The following is a 23,256-nucleotide window of genomic DNA, read 5'->3' on the forward strand; positions in this document are numbered from 1 at the left end:
GGAGAGTGGATGAGCAACGTCGTTAAGCAACGCGCCCGCAGCGATGCCGGCAAAGCGTATGCTCTTGTTGCGCCTGCATTGATTGTGCTGGCGATTGTTATTGGCTACCCCATCGTGCGCGCAATCTGGCTGTCGTTCCAGGCAAACCGGCACCTTGATCCGTCAACCGGCGTGTTCGTCGACGGTGGCTTCGCGGGACTGGACAACTACCTGTACTGGATCCAGAACCGCTGCATGAGCCCCGCGGGCACCGTCGGTGATTGTCCGCCGGGCGTGCTGGCCACGGATTTCTGGCCGGCACTGGGCATCACGTTGTTCTTCACCGTGGTCACCGTTTCGCTAGAGGCCGTGCTGGGCATGGTCATGGCGCTGATCATGAACCACCCCTCCCGCGTGCGAGCCCTCGTGCGCGCGGCGGTACTCATCCCGTGGGCGATCCCCACGGCTGTGACGGCGAAACTGTGGCAGTTCATGTTCGCGCCAAACGGCATTGTTAATTCCCTGCTCGGCCAGTCCATCGCGTGGACCACCGATCCGTGGGCGGCGCGCATCGCCGTCATCATCGCGGACGTGTGGAAGACCACGCCATTCGTGGCGCTGCTCATCCTCGCTGGTCTGCAGATGGTACCCAAGGATGTCTACGAGGCCGCCCGCGTCGACGGCGCGTCTGCGTGGCAGACCTTCACCCGCATCACCCTGCCGCTCATCCGCCCTACCCTCATGGTGGCCATCCTCTTCCGCACCCTCGACGCGCTGCGCATGTATGACCTGCCCGTCATCATGATCTCCGGCTCCTCCAACTCCCCTACCGCCACCATCTCGCAGCTCGTCGTCGAAGACATGCGCCAGAACAACTTCAACTCAGCATCCGCCTTGTCGACGTTGATCTTCCTGCTCATCTTCACCGTCGCCTTCCTCCTGGTCCGGTTTGGCGGCGCGGATGTCGGTGGTGAGGAAACGCGGTCCCGCAGGCAGCGGCGGATAGAGAAGCGTCAGGCGAAGAAAGCAGCTCAGGCAGCTTCAGCAGTGGAGGTCGCACGATGAAGAAACGTCTTGGATCCATCGGCCACGTCTTGGGCGTGCTGTTCATCCTCGTTTGGGGCCTGGCCCCGTTCTACTGGATGCTGGTCACCGCGCTGCGGGACAAGAAGCACACCTTTGACACCACTCCCTGGCCCACGCACGTGACCATGGAGAACTTCCGTGACGCCTTGGCCACGGACAAGGGCAATGACTTCTTAGGTGCGATTGGGAACTCCCTGATCATCTCCCTGGTCACCACCGCGTTGGCCGTCATTGTGGGTGTGTTCACCGGCTACGCTCTGGCACGCCTGAACTTCCGGGGCAAAGGCCTTGTCACCGGCATCATCCTGGCAGCGTCGATGTTCCCCGGCATTGCCTTGGTCACTCCGCTGTTCCAGCTTTTCGGCGATCTAGGGTGGATTGGTACCTACCGCGCCATGATCATCCCGAATATTTCCTTCGCGCTGCCGCTAACGGTGTACACGCTCATCTCTTTCCTACGCCAGTTGCCGTGGGAGCTAGAGGAGGCCGCTCGTGTGGACGGCGCTACGCGTGGCCAAGCCTTCCGCCTCGTCCTGCTGCCGCTGGCAGCACCCGGTATTTTCACCACAGCGATCATCGCTTTCATTGCCACCTGGAACGAGTTCATGCTGGCCCGTCAGCTGTCTACCAACGCAACGGAGCCGGTGACGGTGGCTATCGCAAGGTTCTCCGGGCCCAGCGCCTTCGAGTACCCCTACGCCGCCATCATGGCTGCTGGCTCCCTGGTCACCGTGCCGCTGATCCTCATGGTGCTGGTGTTCCAGCGCCGGATCGTCTCCGGGTTAACCGCTGGTGGTGTGAAGGGCTAACCCCCTTCGGGGGTTAGGCCCACCCTGCCGGGACAAATCCCAGCAAGGACACCACCGAGTAGATGAACGCGGCTACGTACACCACGATGATCGTGGCTTGGATACCCACGTGATCCACACCGCGGACCTGCCACACCGGTACTTGGTCGCCTGATTTACGGGCACGATGTAACAACAGCACCGGTACGACGGACATGATCGCCCCGGCAAAACCACCCGCGTACGTGAGTGCTGAAACGAAGCCACCAAGGCCCGCCAGAGCAATGAGCAGTGGAGGCAGGACGGTGAGTGCTGTTGCCGCCACGCGCTGCCATCCGTCCTCTGGCCAGTGGAAGATATCCAAAACATTGCGCATCGCGGTGAAACCGATGGCCAAAAACGAGGTGAACATGGCCAGCAGGGCAAACAAGTTGGCCATGTAGTACGCAACCGTGCCCAGTTTCTCGCCCCAGGCAATGGTGACCACTTCAGTCACATCGGTGCCAAGTAGGCCCAGTGCCGCGAAAGGAACAGCAGCCAAAGTGAAAGCGGTGATGCCCATGCCGGCGATAATCGCCTTCGGCAGTGCCTCCGGCTTCGTTTCAGCCATACCGCGGGCCATCTCCGGAACAACGTACTGCGCCAAGAAGGTAAACACAGCCAGGTTCATAATCGGAATGATGAAGTAGGGCTTAAGCACCCACAGGTTGGACAGTTCAATGCCGGGACCCACCATGGTCCAGGTCACCAGGGTAAAGATGATCACGGCCATGCCACTCGTAATCAGGCCTTCGGTAAAACCAGTTGCCTGGAGGCCCTTCCACATGATGTAAGAGCCCAGCGTGTAGAAGATGAGCGTGCCTGCCAGTGGTGGCAAGCCAAACAGGTTATGCATCAGCTGACCGGAACCAGAGGCGTAGGCGATCAACGCACCAATGCTGTTAATCACAATGGCGGCGAAGACGAGGAAACGACCTGCTTGGCCCAGGTAGCGTTCCGCCAAGCCGGAAAGCTGGAGTGGCTCCTTTGTGCGTAGAGACACTTCCGCCACATACAACATGGAAATGGTGGTAAGTGTTCCCGCGATTGCAAGCGCCACCACCAAAGCGAGGAACCCGCCATTGCGGGCAGCGTACGGGAGGGAAAGAATACCGGCACCGATATTGGTGCCAAAGATCAGGGCTACTCCCTGCCCAAAACCAAGTGCATGGCTAGTTGCCCGGGCGGGATCTGCATGATGGTCGCGCAACGGCGCAGGTGTTGAATCAGTCGATGACATAGGGGTGAATCTATCAACCGATAGACCGGGGCCACGCACAGAGTATCACAAACTCCGGCGGTACCCCGGTCCCCCACCCAGCTATATACGAACGGAAGCGCAGGTAAAACTACTTATTGGCGTATGGGTCACGCACACCGATGTACTGCACTTCGGTGTATTCATCGATTCCCTCGGCACCGCCCTCACGGCCCAAACCGGAGTGCTTCACGCCGCCGAAGGGAACCGCCGCGTTGGACACGACACCGGCGTTGTAGCCAACGATGCCGAATTCCAAGCCATCCGCCAGGCGCCACAAACGGTCAGGGTCCTCCGAGAACACGTAGGATGCCAGGCCATACGGGGTGGAGTTAGCCAGCTCAATGGCCTCATCCTCATCAGTGAATTCGTAGATGGACGCAACTGGACCGAAGATCTCCTCCTGGAAGATCCGCGAATCAGTACTGGCACCACGCAGAACGGTCGGCTGGAAGAAGAAACCATCACCCTCGATAGCGTTACCGCCGGTGAGGACCTCGGCACCGTTGCGCTTCGCGTCGTCGACAAGGCTTGCTACATTCTGGCGCGCCTTCTCTTCGATCAGTGGGCCAACATCGACGCCATCGTCCATACCGTTGCCCACGGTGAGCGCTTCCATGGCCTTGACCAGTTTCTCGGTGAACTCCTCAACAACCTCGGAGTGAATGAGGAAGCGGTTCGCAGCGGTGCAGGCCTCACCGATATTGCGCATCTTCGCGGCCATTGCGCCAGCGACTGCCTGGTCGATGTCTGCATCCTCGAACACGATGAATGGAGCGTTACCACCCAACTCCATCGAGGTGCGCAGGACACTGTCTGCCGCCTGCTTCATCAGGATCTTGCCCACAGCAGTGGAACCGGTGAAGGACACCTTGCGCAGGCGCGGATCAGCAATAAGCGGTTCGGAGATCGCCGCCGGGTCAGTGCCACAGACGACGTTGAGCACGCCAGCCGGCAGGCCAGCCTCAACCATGGTCTGCGCAAAATACTGGGTGGTCAACGGGGTCAGCTCAGCGGGCTTCAACACCATCGTGCAGCCAGCAGCGACAGCCGGAGCGACCTTGCGGGTAGCCATGGCCAGCGGGAAATTCCACGGAGTGATGAGCAAACACGGGCCAACCGGCTTACGGCGAGTAACCATGCGGATGCCACCTTCCGGCACTTCCTGAGTGTGGCCGTACTGGCGGACGGTCTCTTCCGCGAACCAGCGCAAGTACTCAGCCCCGTACTTCACCTCCCCACGCGCCTCCGCGAGGGGCTTGCCCATCTCCAAAGTCATGAGCGTGGCGAATTCTTCAGAACGCTCAGTGACCAGCTGGTAGGCGCGAGTGAGGATCTCGCTGCGCTCGCGAGCTGATGTACGCGCCCACTCCTTTTGAACTTTCGACGCAGCATCCAGTGCAGCCACGGCATCAGCGCTGTTAGCGGAAGAAAGAGTGGCCAGCACGTCACCCGTGGCGGGGTTACACACCTCAAACGATTCGCCGCTTGACGCCTGGCGCCACTGCCCACCGATAAACAACCCAGTGGGTAGGGAATTGAGCAACGTGGTGGTGTCCACAGAACCCTTGGTCTCAGCCATGATCATGCCTTCCTTGTTTGTTCTTTGTTGTTACTTCAGCTGACTGTCAGGCCAGCTTCCTCTATGCGCAACGCTATACCTCCTGGCTGTTTTCGGTGCACGCGGCACCGTCTCCCCCAGTTAGGGGGCATTGTGCGCTGAAGATCGTTGTGCTAGACCTCGGGCGCATCAATGCTCAGCAGGACGAGGAGCTCAGCTCGCCCCAAAGGATCGTCTAGTGGCAACCCGTAGCGCTGCTCTGCACGATCGATCCTCGCTTTGAGCGTATGTCGGTGAACGCCCAATGACTCCGCCGCGGCCCGGAACTCGCAGCCGTGGAGGAGAAAAGCCTGGACTGCCTCGAGTAACGCCGGATCATCCTCAGCCAATGGCGCCAACACTTCACGGTATCGGCGTGACAGTGCGGTGTGTACCGTCTCCTCTTCAGCCCAGTCGAGCCTCCGCGGAACATACTCGTCCACGGTTCCAGGAGGCAGGGCACGCGCGCGATCAACAAGATACGTCAGCTCATCACTGGTGAGATCCCGCCATGGTGATCTCCTCCCCGACAAAACACGTAACCGGGTGGCAAAAGAACCAAAGAGCTCACTCGCAACTTCGCCGGTCATGGGGGTGCGCGACAGGAAAACAAATCCATCGGGGGCGGTCCGCATATACGCGAGGGGTTGTTGCCCTAGCCCTAGCCCTTCGTCGAGCCTGGTCAACGCACGTGAAGAAGCGGCTTTGTTCGCAGCGACGATCGCTACCGGCACCACCATCCCATCTGCGTCGGCAGCGCCATCCAACAATCGTTCAACTGCAGGTTCCGTTGTCGGGTCCGATAGAAACAGCTCCAAAGCGGCACCACGCAGTTGTGTTTCTGCGCTGCGCAGAGCAGGAGGGTCACGCAAAACGATTTCAGCCAAACCGACGAAGTGTTTAATCGCGCTGCGCGACAGTGGCGGCAAAGCATGAGGTGAATCCACAACAGCCACGTAGTATTTCCCACCCAGTGCTCGCATGCGTTGGACAATGATCATGCGGTTCTCAGCGCGATACGCGCGACTGCGTCCTCCATCAGTGATAGCTAAACGCAAGGCTTTCAATGCGCGTTCGGTGGGCTGAGCTGGTGCGGAGGAAATGACGCGCCCGGAGCTATCCCCAATGAGAACATCCGCCCCCACTGCGTTATGCGTGCGCCCGACTAGGGCATCTACTCCCCCATTCCAAGCTGCACGGTTAAGCCCCTCAGCTGCCTCCAGGATCTCATTGGCCGCAGCCGCCTGTAGCCGCGCATGCTCTCCACCGACCACTTTGGAAATAAGAGCGAATGGGGTTTTACGGGGCACTTCAAATAAGGGGAGTTCAGCTGCAGCGCATGCTTTTTTCAAAGCTGCTGGCACGTCGGAATGATGAAGGCCGGTACCAAAACCAAGCGCAGCCACCTCAGCTTGGCTTAAGCGTTCAACATATTCACCAATCGCCTGCTCATCGAATGGATCAATGCGAAGACCGAGGGTCAAAATGACAGAGTGGGGTCTGAAGAACTCTGCAGTTTCGACGATTTCACTCGCCTGCACCGAGCCAAATTTTCCCTGCTTCAGCTCCCCGATCGGAGACAGCTGCAAAGCACGGATTCCGTAGAGCCATGCAAGGTCCAGCAGCTCAGTTGTATCGTGCCATTCAACGCTTCCACCACGTGTTTCAGCACCCACACCATCGGACATGGACACAGTGTATAAGTTGCAGATTAAATATGGACAGGGTGTCGGTTGCCTTGAGGGTGGGCTGAGGACGGATACTACTGCCATCACCACTGCCCCACATCAGGCACGGGCAGCACATCTCACCGGAAAGGAACCCGCACATGCAGGATCTTGAATACCGTCTCCCGCAGGAGCGTCGCATCAACACTGAGCTTCCTGGCCCGGCTAGTGCTGAGCTAGATAAACGTCGAAAAGCGAGCGTCGCTGCAGCCATGAACCCTGGCCTTCCTGGCTACATCGTTGACGCCGACGGCGGAGTGCTTGTCGATGCCGACGGAAACTCGTTCATCGACTTCTGCTCCGGCATCGCCGTCACCTCCGTCGGCGCCTCCAACAAGCGCGTTGTCAACGCTGTCGCTGAGGCGGCCACCCACTTCACCCACACATGCTTCATGGTGAGCCCCTACGAGAGCTACCTCCAAGTTGCAGAACTGCTCAACGAGCTCACCCCAGGTGATTTTGAGAAGCGTACTGTGCTGCTCAACTCTGGTGCTGAGGCAGTGGAAAACGCTGTGAAGATCGCTCGTTCCTACACCCGTAAGGCAGGTGTTGCCGTCTTCGATTACGCCTACCACGGCCGCACCAACCTGACCATGGCCATGACCGCGAAGAACAAGCCGTACAAGTCCTCCTTCGGCCCCTTCGCCAGCGATGTCTACCGCGCCCCAATGTCCTATCCGCTTCGCGACGGCCTGAAGGGCGAGGAAGCTGCTGAGCGCACCATCCGCTACCTCGAGCAGTACGTGGGCGCAGAGAACCTCGCTTGCGTGGTCATCGAACCGATTCAAGGCGAAGGTGGCTTCATTGAGCCTGCAGAGGGCTTCCTCCCGGCAATTGTGGACTGGTGCCGCGCTAACAACGTGGTGTTCATTGCCGACGAGATCCAGGCTGGTTTCTGCCGCTCCGGTGAATGGTTCGCTTCCAGCTTTGATGGCATCGAGCCGGATCTAGTCACCACCGCTAAGGGCATCGCCGGCGGTATGCCACTGTCTGCTGTGACTGGTCGCGCCGAGATCATGGATGCACCGATGGCCGGTGGCCTCGGCGGTACCTACGGTGGTAACCCGGTGGCTTGCGCAGCTGCTGTCGCTGCTATTGAGGAAATGAAAGAACACAATCTTGCTCTTCGCGCCAAGGAAATCGGCAAGATCATCCACGAGGAACTCGACTCGTTGACTGAGCTGGATGAGATCGCGGAGATCCGTGGCCGCGGCGCAATGATCGCCATCGAGCTCGTAACCAAGGATGGTAAGCCGAATGCGGAGCTGACGGCCAAGGTCGCTGCCGAGTGTAAGGCCGCCGGCGTACTCATCCTCACCTGTGGCCTTGACGGCAACGTCGTGCGCCTGCTTCCATCCCTGGTCATCCCGGAGGAGCTGCTGCGTGACGGCATGCGTGTTCTCGCGGAAGCAATCCGCAACAACATCTAGGGGAGCAAGAATCTATTCGAGGGCCATGCCGTCCAGAAGATTTTTCAAACCAACCTCAAAAGGTTGGTCAGCATAAGGGTTAGCGTCAGGCTGGCCCTTTTTTGCTGTTTTGTACCCACTCATCGCTTCCGCTGCTTGACGCAGCGCAGAATGTTCAGGGGAAATCGCGCAGGGATCAAAAAGATCGGCTGGGGCTTGGACGTCCCACGCTGAGCCATAAATGAAGGATTCAAGCGCAATGATGCGTTCCATCACCTGCGCAGGCGGGCATCCAGCAGTGATGAGCGCTTGGGCAACAACCTCATACATCTCTTGGGTCCGCGGGGAAGCACCAATGGGCTGCACTGCAATAAGCGGGATCAACGGGGTGTGCCCAGCAAAAACATCGCGGTAAGAACGCGCCCAGGATTCTACTGCCGTGCGGTAGCCCGAACCTGTAGCGATGGCTTGTTCGAGCGGCCTAACATCAACAAGCTGCATCACCGCGTCCTGTATCAAATAGAGCATTTCCTCTTTGCCCGAAATGTGGTTGTAGAGGGCGCTCGGAGCCACATTGAGTCGCTTCGCAACGGCAGTCATGGTCAGCGCTTGATACCCCTTATCCGAGCTAAGGGAGAGCGCGGCTGCACCAATTTTTTCGGCGCTGACCAGAGATTCTGCGGGGCGGCCACGCCCTTTTGCCATGTGACTCTTCCTTCATTAGCAAAACAAATGTACGCTAGGTCACACCATTTAATGAATGGCGTTCATATCCGTGATGGCCGGCACCCACCGGCCCTGAAACAGGAGTAGAAGTATGAATTCTAGCGCACCAAAACATGAAATTGAGCGCGATGTTGTCATCGTCGGAGCCGGCCCAGCAGGCCTCATGGCTGCACGCACGCTGACTAAGGCCGGCAAGTCCGTCGCAGTCCTCGAGGCACGCGAGCGCGTCGGCGGTCGCACCTGGAACGGCCGTGTACGTGACGCCAACGGTGTTGATCACTTTGTTGAGCTTGGTGGCCAGTGGATCTCCCCAGACCAGACCCGCCTCATTGACCTGGTGGATGAGCTGGGCCTGAGCACCTTCCAGCGCTACCGCGAAGGCAAGTCCATCTACGTCTCCCCGGACGGTGAGCGCCACGAATACGAGGGCCCAGTCTTTCCCGCTTCCGAGTCCACACAGGCCGAGATGGACAAGCTGATCAAAATCCTCGATGACCTTGCAGCCGAGATCGGTGCCAAGGAGCCGTGGGCTCACCCGAAGGCTGCCGAGCTGGACTCTATTTCCTTCCGCCACTGGCTGGAGCAGCTCTCTGATGATGAGGAGGCAATTGACAATGTTTCCATCTACGTCGCATCCGGCATGCTGACCAAGCCGTCCTTCACCTTCTCCGCCTTGCAGGCTGTCCTCATGGCTGCTTCTGCCGGATCCTTCTCCAACCTGGTGGACGAGGACTTCATCCTTGACCGCCGCGTCGAAGGTGGCATGATGTCCGTCTCCGAGACCATGGCCAAGGAGCTCGGTGAAGATGTCTTCCTGGGCACCCCGGTCCGCGAGATCCAGTGGGCACAGCCGGACCCGTCCACCGAGGACAGCCTGAATAACGTTAAGCCAGACGTGCGCAACGGTGTCCCGAACAACGGTAAACCGAGCGATGTCACAGTCGTCTCCGACAAAGTGATCGCCCACGCCAAGAATGTTGTTATTGCTGTCCCGCCAAACCTGTACAACCGCATCTCCTACGTCCCGGCGATGCCACGTGACTTGCACATCGCGCACCAACACATCTCCATGGGCCTGGTGATCAAGGTTCACGCTATTTACGAAACCCCGTTCTGGCGTGAGAAGGGCCTGTCCGGCACCGGTTTCGGTGGGGGACGCCTGGTCCAGGAGATCTACGACAACACCAACCGTGGCGCCAACATTGCAGGCGGTACCGCTGGTGAGGAAGATACCTACGGCACCCTCGTCGGATTCGTTTCTGATGTGTACGCCGAGGAAATGTGGCACCTGCCGGAAGAAGAGCGCAAGCACCGCATCCTTTCCGCCATGGCGGACTACCTGGGTCCGGAGACCATGGAGCCAATCGCGTTCTACCTCTCCGATATGGCTGCTGAAGAGTGGACCCGCGGCGCGTACGCAACCAGCTACGACCTGGGTGGCCTGTCCCGCTGGGGCCACCTGCAGAACCAACCTGTTGGCCCGATCCACTTCGCTTGCTCCGACATTGCTGATGAGGGCTACCAGCACGTCGATGGCGCTGTCCGTCAGGGCGAGCGAGCTGCCAATGCCATTCTGGCTAATTACTAAGGCAGGGTGATCATGGTCCAGCCAACACAGCAGCCTGCGGACCGTGGGCCGTCGAAAATCCTGGTCGGATACCTTGCCACTCCAGCGGGCTCTGATGCTTTGAACCTTGGCATCGCCTTGGCCAGAAGCTGGGACGCGGACTTGGAGATCGTCATGGTGGTTCCGCATTCAGAGAACTACTCAGGTGCGTATCCTCGCCTCACTGCCCATGAGACGATCATTAGCCGAAAGCTCAACGCGTGGCTTGAGAATGCGTTGGCTAAAGTCCCCGAGGGGATTACGGCCACCGGCCGTGTCGTCTCCGGTGTGGACGAAGCTAATTCACTGCACCGCACCGCCAAGGAACTGGGTTGCGACTTGATTATTTTGGGCACCCGCGGTGGTGGCCTGTTGCGTCGCTTCAGCATTGGGGTTTCGGCGAATGCTCTTTTGCACTCATCAACCATTCCGATTGCGCTTGCGCCGCCACGCTACCAAGCGCCTGAACGGATCAGCCGGGTGTCGTGCATGTTCGGCACCCTGGCTGGCTCACGCCAGTTGATTTCCACGGCGATTCGCACCGCACAGTACACCGACAGCGAACTGCGCTTGATCTCGTTCCACACCGATGAGGATGCGGGAGCTATGCCGCACGAGATCACTGAGACGGTATTGGAAAACCTCGAAGCTAACGCCAACGAATATCTTGCAGAACAGGCAAAACACCTCGTTGATGAAGGTTTAGCCACCACCGAAATTGTCACCGGCACATCTGTCGCTGAGGCTGCGGCCGAACTTGAGTGGCGTGAGGACGAAATCCTGCTCGCGGGATCGTCCCGGCTTGCCACCGCTGGCCGTATGTTCATGGGGCCACGCGCCGCTAAAGTGCTGCGGAGTCTTCCGATTCCGCTACTTGTCACCCCTTCACAAAGCCCGAAGGATGACGATGAGGAGGGGCAGCATGAGTAAACGCAAAATGGCAAATGAGCTGGCACACCAGCCGTCGCAAAGCGAAAAAGGACTCATCGCTGGTCGCGTCGGCCTTCTTGGAGCCGTCGTCATTGGCGTGAGCTGCATTGCTCCGTCCTACACCTTGACCTCGGGACTCGGCCCCACGATTTCTGAGGTCGGCGACCACGTCCCGGCGATCCTCCTGCTCGGCTTCTTCCCCATGTTGCTCGTCGCCTTCGCGTACCGCGAGCTGAACAACCGTGTTCCGGATTCCGGTACCTCGTTCACCTGGGCAACCAAGGCTTTTGGCCCGTGGGTCGGCTGGATGGGTGGCTGGGGCCTGATCACAGCAACCATCCTGGTGTTGTCGAATCTGGCTGCCGTAGCCGTGGACTTCTTCTACATCCTGCTGGCGCAACTCACCGGCAACGACGCATTCGCGGACCTCACCCGCAATCTGTGGGTGAACATCCCAACCACCATCGTGTTCCTAGCCGTCGCCGCCTACATTTCCTACCGCGGCCTCGAATCCACAGAGAAGCTCCAATACTTCCTGGTCGCTCTGCAGCTGTTCACCCTCGTGCTCTTCGGCGGAATGGCACTGTGGAATGCGTACCACGGTGGCGGATACGACTTTCACCCGGTAGAAGCTGACTGGTTTAACCCGCTGACGATTGGTGATTTTTCCACTGTCGCCGCAGGAATCTCCCTATCGATCTTCATGTTCTGGGGCTGGGATGTCACCCTAACCATGAATGAGGAAACCAAGGACCCAGAGCGCACCCCGGGGCGGGCAGCCACACTCACCGTGCTGGTGGTCATCACCGTGTACATCCTCACCGCCGTCGCTGTCGTTGCGTGGGCCGGTACTGGTGATACCGGTCTCGGTGCCGGCAACCCGGAGAACCAAGAATCCATTTTCGCGGCACTCGCCGGCCCCGTGATGGGCCCGTGGGCCATCCTCATGTCCATATCAGTTCTGGCGAGTTCTTTCGCCTCACTGCAGTCCACCATCGTCGGCCCGGCACGTACGCTGCTGGCCATGGGGTACTACAAGGCCCTGCCAGCGGTTTTCGCACACATTAGCCCGAAGTTCCGCACCCCTGGTGTGGCCACCGTGGCTTCTGCCGTTGCCGCCGGTGGTTTTTATGCAGTAACCAGGATCGCCTCCGAGAATGCGCTGTGGGACACCATTACTGCGCTGGGTTTGATGATCTGCTTCTACTACGGCATCACCGCATTTGCCTGCGTGTGGTTCTTCCGTAAGGAGATCACCCACTCTGTCCGCGGTTTCTTCTTCCGGTTCCTGTTTCCACTGATCGGCGGAACGATGCTGTTGACCATGTTCTTCATCACCGCATTTGATTCCATCGACCCGTCCTACGGCTCTGGGTCTTCGATCTTTGGTGTCGGCACGGTCTTTGTCCTCGGCATGGGCATTCTGCTCCTCGGGGTAGTACTCATGCTGTTCACACGACTGCGCCATCCGGAGTTCTTCCGTAGCGAGATTCTGCCACGAGTCACAGCCGAGGAGGATGATACGAATACTGTTTTGACAGTCTAAGCATCTGCTTTCCTGTGGCAACATCTCTACACTGGCAGCCACGGGCAAAGGCAGACCACACAATGTGACCCATACTGACCCCAATACGGGACCCGCACTGGGTTCCCCAAACAAAGGAGACATCATGGCTGAGAAAGATCTGTCCTACCGAGTAGAAAACCCGGCGACCGGTGAAATCACCGCGACGTACCCTGGCGCCACCGATGATGAGATCCAGCAGGTTCTCGCCGCCTCGGAGAAAAGCTTCAAGGAGTGGGCCGCCCTCGATATCGCCGAGCGGAAGAAATACGTGCTGCGTGTCGCTGAGCTTTTCGACGAACGCAAGGACGACCTGGTTGACATCATCGGCCGCGAAATGGGCAAGTCCCGCCCCCACGCCATTGACGAGGTAGAGCTGTCCGCCAACATCTTCCGTTACTACGCCAACAACGGTGAAGAGTTCGCTGCTGACCGCAAGATCGAAAGCTACAACGGCGGCACCGCCGTCATCCGCCATCTCCCACTGGGTGCGCTGGTGGGCATCATGCCGTGGAACTTCCCGTACTACCAGGTCGCTCGTTTTGCCGCGCCAAACCTGATGAACGGCAACACGATCATTTTGAAGCATGCTGAGATCTGCCCGGAGTCCTCTGCCGCAATCCAGAAAATCTTCGATGATGCGGGTGTGCCGGCTGGCGTGTACCAGAACGTGTACGCCTCCCACGACCAGATCACCACGATGATTGAGGACCCACGTGTGCAGGGTGTTTCTCTCACTGGTTCGGAGCGTGCTGGCGCAGCCGTCGGCGCAACTGCCGGCAAGAACCTGAAGAAGGCGGTTCTGGAGCTCGGCGGTAATGATGCCTACGTACTCTTGGACTCTGACGATGTGAAGGCTGCCGCAGAGCTGGCGTGGGAAGTCCGCATGTACAACATGGGCCAAGTCTGCAATGGCAACAAGCGCATGATCATCATGGATGACATCTACGACGAGTTCGTGGGTGAGCTGGTGAAGCTGGCGGAGAAGGCCACGCTGGGTACGCCGGAAGAAGCCGGCGAAAACGACGTTTATTCCCCGCTTTCCTCCCGCGATGCAGCTGAGCGCCTGGATGAGCAGGTCACCCGCGCCGTCAAGGAGGGTGCAACCCTGTTGGCTGGTGGCGGCCTGGGTGAGAACGCCTACTACGCTCCCGCAGTGCTCACCGATATGGACACCAAGAACTCGGTGTTCTACGAAGAGCTCTTCGGTCCGATCGCCCTGGTGTTCAAGGTCTCCTCTGATGAGGAGGCACTGAAGCTGGCCAACGACACCCAGTACGGTCTCGGTGGCGCTGTCTTTTCCAAGGACAAGGATCGTGCTCGCGCCATCGCCCGTCAGCTGGAGGTTGGTATGTCCAACGTGAACACTCCAGCCGGCGAAGGCGAGGAGATTCCTTTCGGTGGTGTGAAGCGTTCTGGTTTCGGCCGTGAGCTTGGCCCGCTGGGCATGGATGAGTTTGTGAACAAGCAGCTGTATTTCGAAGCGGATTAATCTCCCCCTCCCGCAGCACTGCATAAGACCAGGACGTGCTACCGGCTCCGGTGAGTTGGTAGCACGAGCCCTGAAAGAATCACCTCTCCCACGTACCGTGGGTCGTGGTCGGCACTGTCGGCCAGAAGAATCACACGGTACGAAAAGGAGAGCAATATGCCAACGAAAGCTATCGACGGCAAGGTCGCCCTTGTCACTGGAGCAGCCCGCGGTATTGGCCAGGCAATCGCCCTGCGTCTTGCACAGGACGGTGCGGATGTGGCGGTCCTCGATTTGAAGGAAGAGAACTGCGCCGACACCGTTTCCCAGATTGAAAAGCTTGGCCGCAAGGCAATCGCGATCGGGGCCGACGTGTCCAAGCGTGACCAGGTTTACGCCGCCATCGACCGCACTGAAAATGAACTAGGTGGCTTTGACATCATCGTGAACAATGCTGGTATTGCACAGGTCCAGCCAATTGATGAGATCACGGATGAAGAGCTGGACGCTATGTTCAACGTGAACATCAAGAGCGTTGTGTGGGGCATCCAGGCTGCCGCCGCCAAGTTCAAGGAGCGCGGCCACGGCGGCAAGATCATCAACGCCTCCTCCATCGCTGGTCACGATGGCTTCCCCGTTCTCGGCGCCTATTCCGCTTCCAAGTTCGCGGTGCGCGCGCTGACCCAGGTTGCTGCACGTGAATATGCCAGCGACGGCATTACCGTCAACGCGTACTGCCCGGGCATCGTCGGCACCGACATGTGGGTAGACATTGACCGCCGCTTCCACGAGCTGACTGGCGCCGAGCTCGGCTCCACCTACGAGAAGAACGTGGAGAGCATCGCCCTTGGCCGCGCACAGACCCCAGAGGATGTGGCCAACCTTGTGTCCTTCCTCGCCTCGGAAGATTCGGACTACATCACCGGCCAGGCCATCCTGACCGACGGTGGCATGGTCTACCGCTAAACCCCGCCCAGCTCCCCGCTACCACCTCGCTGGAGTTGGTAGCGTGGGGCCATGGAATTCAAAGATATGCTCGCTCCCCCGCCGGTTCACCTGCCAGAGGACCCGGCGCAGGGGAGCGATGTGCTTGATAACGCCACCGCCATCGCTCACCCGGACTCCCCCGCTGTCTGGGCTGCCCGGGCCGAGCACGAGCTAGCCGATGGTGACCCGATCGTTGCCTACGCCTACGCCCGCACCGGCTACCACCGTTCGCTTGACCGCCTCCGTGCGAACGGGTGGAAAGGCTGGGGCCCAGTCCCCGCGTCACACGAGCCGAACCAGGCAGTGCTCAAAGCTATCGCCATGCTGGCCCTGGCATCCAAGAAGATCGGAGATGAAGCCGAATACGACCGCTGCCGCCAAATGCTGTCGGACGCGGACCCGGCTAGCGTCGAGCAGTTCCTCGACTAGACAGCAAACCGCGCCGGCCCGAAAGTTGGTCCGGCGCGGTTAAACGTCGATAAGCAAATGCTTAGGCGTTCTTCTCCTCGACGCGCTTGATGGCCTCCTCGGCAACCATTTCCTGGATACCCATGTCCAGCTCGGAGGTGAAGCCGACGCAGGAGCAGTTGATCTCGCCGAGAACGTAGGTGTCCTCACCGGTCTCATCGTCGTCCGCGAGCATGAAGTCAGCGGTCCAGATCAGCGGGATGTTGTCGCCACCGAGGTTCTCGGCGATGACGGGGCGGGCCTCAGCGAACATGTCCACGAGCTCCTGCCACTCCTCCGGCTTCTGGTAGGTGTACTGCGCACCGGAGAACAGGGTTGCGGAGAATGCATCGCCGCCCTCGGCCGGCTTCTTGTGCACCACGAAAACCGGGTGCGGGCCGACCAGCAGAATACGGATCTCACCCTCGACAATGCGTGGCATGAAGCGCATGTCCACGAGCATGCCGTTGTCGCCCACGATGTACTGGTCACAGAAGTCCATGAACTCGCCGAGCTCGCGGTCCTCGGTGTGGTTGTCCACGGCCTCGGTGCACTTGAGCTTGGTGTCCAGCGGCAGGGCGGTGCCGGGCTCGACGGAGGCAGCCAGGGCTTCGTCGGCCAGGCGGACGCGCCAGATGCCGGAACCGGTGGAGCCACGGTTCTGCTTGAGCACACGCTCACCGTAGGACAGGGAGGTCGGGAACGTGTTGTGGAAGGACTCGACGTCGTAGTACGCGGCGGTATCCTCCGGCACCAGGGAGGTCTTGTTCAGCTTCACCAGGGCATCCTTAGCACCGTAGGAGACCATCTCCTCCGGGGTGGACATGCCTACAAGACCGGCCTCGGACAAGCGGGTGAGCAGGTCGAAGTAGCCCTTCTCACCGCCCGGAATGTTGCCCGGGTTCACGCGGGAGATGTAGCCGTCGAAGTTGTTGGACACATACTCGAAGATTGCGTCAGACCACTCGGGGCGGAAGAACACAACCTCTGCGTTCCAGCCCTTGTCCTTGATGGCGTTGACAATGGGCATGGTGTCCTTGCGGTGCCCATCGAAGTACTTGTCAGAACCACCCTCGACCTCGAAGACGACGATTGCCTTGTGCACAGTGAATCCCTTTCAGTAGTGCTCAGTATTTTGGATTAAACCCACTTTTGAGATTAAGGCCTAACCGGCTTTCCTGCCCTCACGGGTAGCGGTTTAGTAATTAACCTCACAGCCGGGATACGCCACATAATCCACCTTCGGGGGTAGCCCTTCACATGTATGGTGGCTATTGACTGTAAGCACGCCACTGGGAGGACACTCGCATGGGAATCGAATTCGATCCGTTTGCCCAATTCCAGGATTTCGCACACCCGGAAAAATTCGTGTCGGCTTCCTGGCTGTCGGCCCGCCTGGGCACGGATGGTCTCCGCGTGGTGGAGTCGGACGAGGACGCGTTCCTCTACGATATCGGCCACATCCCTGGTGCGGTGCGCATTGACTGGCACCGGGACCTCAATGATCAGACGGTGCGGGACTTCATCGACGGTGAAGCCTTTGCCAAGCTCATGGATTCTAAGGGTATCGGCCGCGATGACACCGTGGTCATCTACGGTGACCGCAACAACTGGTGGGCTGCCTACACCGCCTGGGTGTTTGAGCTTTTCGGCCACCCGGACGTGCGCCTCCTCGACGGTGGGCGTGACGCGTGGATGGGCGAGGAACGCGACACATCCTACGCCGTCCCGGATTACCCGTCCCGTAACTATCCGGTGGTGGAGCGGCAGGATAAGCCGCGCCGTGCGTTCGTCGATGATGTTCGTTCGCGTTCCACAAACCACTTGCTTATCGACGCACGCGGGCCCGAGTTCTACTCCGGCGTCGAGCACCTCACTCAGACAGATCCCAACTGCTCCTCCCCTGTCCAACGCCACGGCCACATCCCGGGTGCGGTTAATCACCCGTGGGGTGTGTCGGTGTATCCGAATGGGCGGGTGAAGGATCGGGCGTCGATAGCTGAGGCTTATGCCCACACTCTGAGCACCGTGGACACGGACAATCCGTCTGTCATCGCGTACTGCAGTGCCGGGCAGGCTGCCGCACACACGTGCTTTATCCTTCGCAACGTGCTCGGCATCGAAGATGTGGCACTGTATGACGGCTCCTGGGTGGAATGGGGCAACATGGTTCGCATGCCCATTGAAAGGGAATTGGACTAGGCCCCGGCTCGTCACTGCGGGCTGTAATTCTTCGGACCTTGCGTGCGATACCTCTTATGTGGGCAGCAGTGCTCTACCCTAAGCTAGGTCCCCGAAATTTTTCGATGAGGAGTTTTTGAATTGTCCGCAGCGTCCAACGCCCTGACCATCAGCAAAGTTCTGGTTGCTAACCGCGGTGAGATCGCCGTCCGCGTCATCCGTGCAGCGAAGGACGCTGGTATCGCCTCCGTGGCTGTCTATGCCGAGCCGGACACTGACGCGCCCTTCGTCGAACTTGCGGACGAAGCGTTTGCCCTCGGCGGCGCCACCGCCGCTGACTCCTACCTGAACTTTGACAAGATCATCGGTGCTGCCAAGGCATCGGGCGCGGACGCTATCCACCCGGGCTACGGCTTCCTGTCCGAGAACGCTGACTTTGCCCAACGCGTCATCGATGAAGGCCTGACCTGGATCGGCCCCTCCCCTGAAGCCATCGCACTGCTGGGTGACAAGGTGGAAGCACGCCAGATCGCCGAGAAGGTTGGCGCACCCATGGCCCCGGGCACCAAAGAGCCTGTGAGCACCGCCGATGAGGTTGTGGCTTTTGCGGACGAATACGGCCTACCCGTAGCCATCAAGGCTGCCTTCGGTGGCGGTGGCCGCGGCATGAAGGTCGCTCACACTCGCGAGGAAATCCCGGAACTCTTCGAATCCGCCACCCGTGAAGCCGTAGCCGCCTTCGGTCGCAGCGAATGCTTCGTCGAGCGCTACCTTGACCGCGCCCGCCACGTTGAGGCCCAGGTCATTGCGGATAAGCACGGCAACGTCATCGTCGCTGGCACCCGCGACTGCACCCTGCAGCGCCGCTTCCAAAAGCTCGTGGAAGAAGCACCCGCCCCGTTCCTCTCCGATGCTCAGCGTGAAGCCATCCACTCCTCGGCCAAGGCGATTGTGAAGGAAGCCGGCTACTACGGCGCTGGCACCGTGGAGTACCTCGTCGGTGCCCCGGAAGCTGACGGCTCTGACGGTCTTGTTTCCTTCCTCGAAGTAAACACCCGCCTCCAGGTGGAACACCCCGTTACCGAGGAAACCGCTGGCCTCGACCTCGTCCGCGAACAGTTCCGCATCGCCTCCGACCTGCCCCTGCGTCTCACCTCCGATCCGGAGCCACGTGGCCATGCCATTGAGTTCCGCATCAACGGCGAAGACCCCGGCATGAACTTCATGCCGGCACCGGGCACCATCACCCGTTACGTCGAACCCGCTGGCGCCGGCATTCGCGTCGACTCCGGCGTGCGCGCCGGCAACGTCGTCGGTGGCCAGTTCGACTCCATGCTGGCCAAGCTCATCGTCACCGGTGAAGACCGCGACGAAGCCATCCAGCGTGCCCGCCGCGCCCTCGCCGAGTACGATGTCGCTGGCCTCCCCACCGTCATTCCTTTCCACTTGGCTGTTCTTAATGATCCAGCCTTCATCGGTGACGGCGAACGCTTCGACGTGTACACCCGTTGGATCGAAGAAGAATTCAATAACACCATCCCGCCGTACCAGGACAGTGACGACGATATTGACGTTGCCGATTCCGAACCGGCAAAGCGCACCTACGCCGTTGAAATCGACGGCCGCCGCATCGAAGTTGCCCTCCCCGCCTCCCTCGTCATCGGCAACGGGGCGAAGCGCAAGTCCAAGAAGCGCCGCTCCTCCGGCGCTGCCTTGTCCGGCGATGCGGTGCCGGCGCCGATGCAGGGCACCGTCGTCAAGGTCAACGTGGCTGAAGGCGACACCGTCAACGAAGGCGACATCCTGCTCGTCCTCGAAGCCATGAAAATGGAAAACCCCGTCAAGGCCCACAAGTCCGGCACGGTCAAGGGCCTGGCCGCTGAACAAGGCGAACAAGTCAACAAAAACGCAGTACTACTGGAGATCCACTAACTCTTTATGAAGTTCACGCTCGTCCCAGCAACCGAATCCGACCGCACCTACCTACGCCGCCTGGAATACCTCGCCGATGTCTTCGGCAACGAATCCCGCAGCCGCATCGGCGCCATGCAAAGCCCCGAAGAGTACGTGGACAAATGGTCCCCTGAACGCGACGGCGGATTCATCGCCTACGACGAAGAACGCATCCCCGCCGGTGGCGTGTGGCTACGCTACTGGGCACCGGAGGATGATTACACCGACGCCAACCTCGGACCTAACATCCCCGAACTGTCCATTGCTGTGGAGAACCGCTCCCACGGCCACCAACTCGGCCGCATCCTGCTCCAAGCAGCCTGCGACCTCGCCGCCTCCCAAGGCGCCACCACCATCGCACTCCACGTCGAGCCCGGCAACGACCGTGCTCAGCACGTGTACGAGACCTTCGGCTTCACCTGGTCAGACCACCACCCGGAAGTGATGACGAAGCAGCTCTAGGGGCGGGCCAGCTCCGCGTTGTGTCGCGGGGCTAACCTCCTGCACGATTCCCAGGATTCGTGCACAACCCCCATAAAAAGCCCAGGAGTGCCCTCAATTTCCGGGAGTTAAGGGCACGCACCCGATCAAGCACCCCCTCGAGCCACCCCCTCCCATCTTTTTCGCTGTCCGAGGGAACCGAACCGGGGTCAACGGCGGTCTAAGGTCATATGACCAATCTATTTAATGGCATGTCCATCGCCCGCCCCATCTACCTCGAACCATTGGGTTCCCGGCCAGGCCTCGTGCCTATTTCGGACACGTTTGGCCTGGCACCGGAGCGACTCATTGACTCCAATCTCGCCGAACGCGACGCCGAATTTCACCACCAACGGCTCTGTTACCAGATCCCACAGGCCTACCGAGCGGCAGCGTTTGCCCTGGAAAACCCGCACCTGACATTGACTGCTTTCGGTGCGTTGGCTCTATACGGAGCGAAGTTTTTGGGCGACGGGTGTGACACGGTGTTCGCCGAGAAGAAAGCACCACGGTCCCAAAAAGCCGGCCCTCGCAAGCCACACATTTCACGCGCAGCTCTAGATATCCACGAGAAGTGGTCCGTTTGCCTTCACGGAACCTGGATCTCCATCGCCTCACCCGCCGTCTCCGTCGCACACGCACTCGCAGAACTGCGCCGCGAGAAAGTCGGTTGGCCCGTGGTGCACTGCGGAGATCTCCACCCCACTCTCATCAGAGCCGTTCAGCTTATCGACGTCTCTCGTCGCCTCACCATCGATCCCCTCCACATCCTCGCCGCCTGCAAGAACCGCCTCGACCTCCCCTGGGTGACTGATGCTCTGATCCGCTCCTCTTCCCTGGCCGAATCTCCGAAAGAAACCGAGATGCGGTTGATCGCGGCGCAAGTGGCTAGAAAACATGGTCTTCACCTGCGGGAGCAAGTTCCAGTACAAGCCAATGGCCGGTGGATCACGCGCTTTGATCTGGCTCTCATCTGTCCCGTGACCGGACAGCGGTTTGGTTTGATGTATGACGGCATCCAGCATTGGGACTACGAGCAGCGCAACAAAGACGCGAACATCAACCTCAACGCGACTATCGAGGGGTGGGTTCCGCTGCGGTTTTCCAGCGCGAGTTTGCCCACGATGTTTGAGGACCTCGACCGCTTTTTCACCCGGGTACTCAACCACTAGTTTTACCGCTGCCCCAGCCCCGCGTGCACGATTCCCAGGATTCGTGCACAACCCCCATCAAAAGCCCAGGAGTGCCCGCAACTCCAAAGAGTTGGGGCAAAGCTAGCGGGTCGCACGGCTGCGGCCTACTAGGCCAGCGCCGGCGCCTTCTGGTGCTCGCTGACAACAAAGACGTCGTCCCGGTCCGTGATCAGGGACTGGTCGTGGGTGACAAAGCCACAGGCGATACCGCGGTCCTCGACCAGCTGGCGGAGGAGTTCCACGATGTCGTGGGAGCGGGAGGAGTCGAGGGCGGCGGTGGGTTCGTCGGCAAGCACGAGCTCTGGCTCCCCCATCAGCGCCCGGGCGATGCCGACGCGCTGGCGCTGGCCACCGGAGAGGGCGTGCATGTCGCGGTCCCCGAGCCCACCGAGTCCGACAACTTCGAGCAGCTCATCGGCGCGTTGCTTGCGCGGTTTGATACCGCGGATGTGGTCGGTGACGAGTAGCTGGTCGCGCACGTTCAACGCCGAGATGAGGTTGGCCTGCTGGAAGATCATGCCGATCTTGTCGCGGCGCAGATCATTGTCCACCGGGACCCCACCCAGGGTGGCGGTGCCGGAATCCGGGGTGATCAGGCCGGCGGCGACGGAGAGGAGGGTGGATTTGCCGGAGCCGGACTCGCCAACAATGAAGGTCAGGCGTCCAGGTTCAGCGGTGAAGTTAAGCTTGTCCAGGATGGTGCGGCGTTCCTGGCCGTCTTGGAAGGAAACGGTGACGTCAGTGAGTTCGAGCCTAGAAGTGGACATTATGCGACACCTCCGAGTGCGCTTTGGGGGTTAACTTTGCTGATAGAGCGGGTGGCCACAACGGCACCTGCCATGCCCAGGACCCACACGAGCAGCGGTGGCAGGGCGATAACGCCAAAGGACAAGGTGAACGGGGCCACGCCTTCCATGGCGAACCCGATGCCCAGTCCGACGAGGGCGCCGATGGTCACACCAATACAGAGGAGGATGGCGGACTGGCCGACGGCGTCCTTGAGCAGGTACTTGTTCGAGGCGCCGATAGCTTTCAAGATGGCCAGGTCACGGGTGCGCTGGATGGTCCACACGGTGAGGAACGCCACGATGACCAGTGCAGCAATGGCGTAGAGGAAGCCCTGAATCATCTTCAGAGACCCCTGTTCCGAGGCGTAGGCGGGCAGACCCTGGAAAGACTCCTCCAACGAAACACCCCCTTCGATGGCCGGATCATCGGAGAGCAGAACGGTGCCGTCCGCGTCAGTGTGGAAGACCTCCTGCCATGTTTCGGTGGGGACCCACAAAACGGGGGTGTGGGCGAACATGAGGTCCTCACCGATCGCGTCAACGGGGATGGTGGTGCCGGCGAGGGAGAGGACGTCGTGAAGCGAATAGTTCAGTGAGGCTGAGGCGACCGCACCATCGCCGAGGACCTCTCCCCCGGGCAAGGTGGTGCCACGTGGCAGCGAGAGGACCGCGACGGATTGCTCCGTGCCATCCGGCCCGGCGACGAGCATCTGGCCGGTCCCGAGTGCGTCCGTGCCCGGCAAACTATGCACGCGCGAGGTGGTAAACGACGGGTCCTGCGGGTCCTCAAAAACCACCGCGGCCGGGTCGAGCGCCTCGAGCGCGGACGTATTCTGCTTACCCAAACCCGAGGTCAGACCCGTCAGCACAACAACGAGAAGGGTGATCAGCGCGACGGTGCCCACGATCAGGCCGAAGCGTCCCTTCGCTTTCTTGATTTCACGGATTCCTACGAACATGCTTCCAATTGTGGCCGTGACCTGTGCGGTTAACATCGGGCTGCGGGTTGAAAAAGGAATCGACCGTTCGGTTGATACAAGACCA

Annotated in this window: 20 protein-coding genes; 13 read left to right on the top strand and 7 right to left on the bottom strand. The window is 60.0% G+C overall.

The annotated features are described in order from the left end of the window. Window positions 1–9: 9 nt before the first annotated feature. Window positions 10–1,044: a carbohydrate ABC transporter permease gene (locus QP968_RS06035; protein ID WP_284855502.1), complete on the top strand. Its 1,035-nt coding sequence runs from the start codon at window positions 10–12 to the stop codon at window positions 1,042–1,044. After that, window positions 1,041–1,874 (top strand): carbohydrate ABC transporter permease, encoded by an 834-nt coding sequence (locus QP968_RS06040; protein WP_284855503.1) that lies wholly within the window; start codon window positions 1,041–1,043, stop codon window positions 1,872–1,874. The genes QP968_RS06035 and QP968_RS06040 overlap by 4 nt, the downstream gene beginning before the upstream one ends. 13 nt (window positions 1,875–1,887) lie before the next feature. Here the strand turns inward: QP968_RS06040 and QP968_RS06045 are convergent, their stop codons facing one another. The 3 genes from QP968_RS06045 to QP968_RS06055 all read right to left on the bottom strand — a co-directional run bounded on the left by QP968_RS06045 (window position 1,888) and on the right by QP968_RS06055 (window position 6,438). Beyond that, window positions 1,888–3,132 (bottom strand): aromatic amino acid transport family protein, encoded by a 1,245-nt coding sequence (locus QP968_RS06045; RefSeq protein ID WP_034664589.1) that lies wholly within the window; start codon window positions 3,130–3,132, stop codon window positions 1,888–1,890. A 109-nt stretch (window positions 3,133–3,241) separates the two neighbouring features. Then, window positions 3,242–4,732 carry an NAD-dependent succinate-semialdehyde dehydrogenase gene (locus QP968_RS06050; protein WP_502870920.1) on the bottom strand — a complete coding sequence of 497 codons (1,491 nt, stop codon included), beginning with the start codon at window positions 4,730–4,732 and terminating at the stop codon, window positions 3,242–3,244. A 152-nt stretch (window positions 4,733–4,884) separates the two neighbouring features. Then, window positions 4,885–6,438: a PucR family transcriptional regulator ligand-binding domain-containing protein gene (locus QP968_RS06055; RefSeq protein WP_284855505.1), complete on the bottom strand. Its 1,554-nt coding sequence runs from the start codon at window positions 6,436–6,438 to the stop codon at window positions 4,885–4,887. A gap of 140 nt (window positions 6,439–6,578) precedes the next feature. Here QP968_RS06055 and gabT point away from each other — a divergent pair, with 140 nt between their 5' ends. Further along, window positions 6,579–7,907 carry a 4-aminobutyrate--2-oxoglutarate transaminase gene (gabT, locus tag QP968_RS06060; RefSeq protein ID WP_034664596.1) on the top strand — a complete coding sequence of 443 codons (1,329 nt, stop codon included), beginning with the start codon at window positions 6,579–6,581 and terminating at the stop codon, window positions 7,905–7,907. 12 nt (window positions 7,908–7,919) lie between these two features. Here the strand turns inward: gabT and QP968_RS06065 are convergent, their stop codons facing one another. Next, window positions 7,920–8,591 (bottom strand): TetR/AcrR family transcriptional regulator, encoded by a 672-nt coding sequence (locus QP968_RS06065; protein ID WP_284855506.1) that lies wholly within the window; start codon window positions 8,589–8,591, stop codon window positions 7,920–7,922. A gap of 112 nt (window positions 8,592–8,703) precedes the next feature. On the opposite strand from QP968_RS06065, the gene QP968_RS06070 reads away from it, so the two are divergent. From QP968_RS06070 to QP968_RS06095, 6 genes are all read left to right on the top strand, one after another. Beyond that, the gene (locus tag QP968_RS06070; protein WP_284855507.1) at window positions 8,704–10,200 is read left to right on the top strand and encodes a flavin monoamine oxidase family protein; all 1,497 of its coding nucleotides are present in this window, start codon (window positions 8,704–8,706) and stop codon (window positions 10,198–10,200) included. A 12-nt stretch (window positions 10,201–10,212) separates the two neighbouring features. Next, entirely contained in the window at window positions 10,213–11,148 is a 936-nt protein-coding gene (locus tag QP968_RS06075) for a universal stress protein (protein ID WP_284855508.1), read from the top strand. After that, on the top strand, window positions 11,141–12,694 hold the full coding sequence (locus QP968_RS06080) for an APC family permease (protein WP_284855509.1): 1,554 nt from the start codon (window positions 11,141–11,143) through the stop codon (window positions 12,692–12,694). Before QP968_RS06075 ends, QP968_RS06080 begins: the two co-directional genes overlap by 8 nt. Window positions 12,695–12,818: 124 nt before the next feature. Then, window positions 12,819–14,204 (top strand): NAD-dependent succinate-semialdehyde dehydrogenase, encoded by a 1,386-nt coding sequence (locus QP968_RS06085; RefSeq protein ID WP_284855510.1) that lies wholly within the window; start codon window positions 12,819–12,821, stop codon window positions 14,202–14,204. Between the two features lie 156 nt (window positions 14,205–14,360). Next, on the top strand, window positions 14,361–15,149 hold the full coding sequence (locus QP968_RS06090; RefSeq protein ID WP_284855511.1) for an acetoin reductase: 789 nt from the start codon (window positions 14,361–14,363) through the stop codon (window positions 15,147–15,149). A gap of 51 nt (window positions 15,150–15,200) precedes the next feature. Continuing rightward, window positions 15,201–15,599 carry a DUF3151 domain-containing protein gene (locus tag QP968_RS06095; protein WP_102724054.1) on the top strand — a complete coding sequence of 133 codons (399 nt, stop codon included), beginning with the start codon at window positions 15,201–15,203 and terminating at the stop codon, window positions 15,597–15,599. 61 nt (window positions 15,600–15,660) lie between these two features. Here the strand turns inward: QP968_RS06095 and QP968_RS06100 are convergent, their stop codons facing one another. Then, on the bottom strand, window positions 15,661–16,722 hold the full coding sequence (locus QP968_RS06100; protein ID WP_102724055.1) for a Cj0069 family protein: 1,062 nt from the start codon (window positions 16,720–16,722) through the stop codon (window positions 15,661–15,663). A gap of 203 nt (window positions 16,723–16,925) precedes the next feature. Here QP968_RS06100 and QP968_RS06105 point away from each other — a divergent pair, with 203 nt between their 5' ends. The 4 genes from QP968_RS06105 to QP968_RS06120 all read left to right on the top strand — a co-directional run bounded on the left by QP968_RS06105 (window position 16,926) and on the right by QP968_RS06120 (window position 21,403). Then, window positions 16,926–17,819 (top strand): sulfurtransferase, encoded by an 894-nt coding sequence (locus tag QP968_RS06105; protein WP_284855512.1) that lies wholly within the window; start codon window positions 16,926–16,928, stop codon window positions 17,817–17,819. 120 nt (window positions 17,820–17,939) lie between these two features. Beyond that, window positions 17,940–19,730 carry an acetyl/propionyl/methylcrotonyl-CoA carboxylase subunit alpha gene (locus tag QP968_RS06110; RefSeq protein ID WP_284855513.1) on the top strand — a complete coding sequence of 597 codons (1,791 nt, stop codon included), beginning with the start codon at window positions 17,940–17,942 and terminating at the stop codon, window positions 19,728–19,730. Between the two features lie 6 nt (window positions 19,731–19,736). After that, window positions 19,737–20,213, top strand: a complete 477-nt coding sequence (locus QP968_RS06115) for a GNAT family N-acetyltransferase (RefSeq protein WP_284855514.1) — start codon at window positions 19,737–19,739, stop codon at window positions 20,211–20,213. A gap of 209 nt (window positions 20,214–20,422) precedes the next feature. Further along, complete coding sequence (locus QP968_RS06120; RefSeq protein ID WP_284855515.1) at window positions 20,423–21,403, top strand: hypothetical protein; 981 nt, start codon at window positions 20,423–20,425, stop codon at window positions 21,401–21,403. Window positions 21,404–21,531: 128 nt separating this feature from the next. On the opposite strand, the gene QP968_RS06125 is transcribed toward QP968_RS06120, so the two are convergent. After that, a complete protein-coding gene (locus QP968_RS06125; RefSeq protein WP_284855516.1) occupies window positions 21,532–22,191 on the bottom strand; it encodes an ABC transporter ATP-binding protein in 660 nt (219 codons plus the stop codon). Continuing rightward, on the bottom strand, window positions 22,191–23,171 hold the full coding sequence (locus QP968_RS06130; RefSeq protein WP_284855517.1) for an ABC transporter permease: 981 nt from the start codon (window positions 23,169–23,171) through the stop codon (window positions 22,191–22,193). Before QP968_RS06130 ends, QP968_RS06125 begins: the two co-directional genes overlap by 1 nt. Window positions 23,172–23,256 lie beyond the last annotated feature (85 nt).

The organism is Corynebacterium sp. MSK041, from assembly GCF_030232265.1.
Classification (GTDB): Bacteria; Actinomycetota; Actinomycetes; order Mycobacteriales; family Mycobacteriaceae; genus Corynebacterium.

Excerpts from the sequence above, each read along its gene's own strand:
- QP968_RS06130 (WP_284855517.1), bottom strand. The coding sequence starts at position 23,171 with ATGTTCGTAGGAATCCGTGAAATCAAGAAAGCGAAGGGACGCTTCGGC.
- QP968_RS06065 (WP_284855506.1), bottom strand. The coding sequence starts at position 8,591 with ATGGCAAAAGGGCGTGGCCGCCCCGCAGAATCTCTGGTCAGCGCCGAA.
- QP968_RS06120 (WP_284855515.1), top strand. The coding sequence starts at position 20,423 with ATGACCAATCTATTTAATGGCATGTCCATCGCCCGCCCCATCTACCTC.
- QP968_RS06080 (WP_284855509.1), top strand. The coding sequence starts at position 11,141 with ATGAGTAAACGCAAAATGGCAAATGAGCTGGCACACCAGCCGTCGCAA.
- QP968_RS06050 (WP_502870920.1), bottom strand. The coding sequence starts at position 4,732 with ATGGCTGAGACCAAGGGTTCTGTGGACACCACCACGTTGCTCAATTCC.
- QP968_RS06075 (WP_284855508.1), top strand. The coding sequence starts at position 10,213 with ATGGTCCAGCCAACACAGCAGCCTGCGGACCGTGGGCCGTCGAAAATC.
- QP968_RS06095 (WP_102724054.1), top strand. The coding sequence starts at position 15,201 with ATGGAATTCAAAGATATGCTCGCTCCCCCGCCGGTTCACCTGCCAGAG.
- gabT (WP_034664596.1), top strand. The coding sequence starts at position 6,579 with ATGCAGGATCTTGAATACCGTCTCCCGCAGGAGCGTCGCATCAACACT.
- QP968_RS06125 (WP_284855516.1), bottom strand. The coding sequence starts at position 22,191 with ATGTCCACTTCTAGGCTCGAACTCACTGACGTCACCGTTTCCTTCCAA.
- QP968_RS06085 (WP_284855510.1), top strand. The coding sequence starts at position 12,819 with ATGGCTGAGAAAGATCTGTCCTACCGAGTAGAAAACCCGGCGACCGGT.
- QP968_RS06070 (WP_284855507.1), top strand. The coding sequence starts at position 8,704 with ATGAATTCTAGCGCACCAAAACATGAAATTGAGCGCGATGTTGTCATC.
- QP968_RS06055 (WP_284855505.1), bottom strand. The coding sequence starts at position 6,438 with ATGTCCGATGGTGTGGGTGCTGAAACACGTGGTGGAAGCGTTGAATGG.
- QP968_RS06105 (WP_284855512.1), top strand. The coding sequence starts at position 16,926 with ATGGGAATCGAATTCGATCCGTTTGCCCAATTCCAGGATTTCGCACAC.
- QP968_RS06090 (WP_284855511.1), top strand. The coding sequence starts at position 14,361 with ATGCCAACGAAAGCTATCGACGGCAAGGTCGCCCTTGTCACTGGAGCA.
- QP968_RS06045 (WP_034664589.1), bottom strand. The coding sequence starts at position 3,132 with ATGTCATCGACTGATTCAACACCTGCGCCGTTGCGCGACCATCATGCA.
- QP968_RS06035 (WP_284855502.1), top strand. The coding sequence starts at position 10 with ATGAGCAACGTCGTTAAGCAACGCGCCCGCAGCGATGCCGGCAAAGCG.
- QP968_RS06115 (WP_284855514.1), top strand. The coding sequence starts at position 19,737 with ATGAAGTTCACGCTCGTCCCAGCAACCGAATCCGACCGCACCTACCTA.
- QP968_RS06040 (WP_284855503.1), top strand. The coding sequence starts at position 1,041 with ATGAAGAAACGTCTTGGATCCATCGGCCACGTCTTGGGCGTGCTGTTC.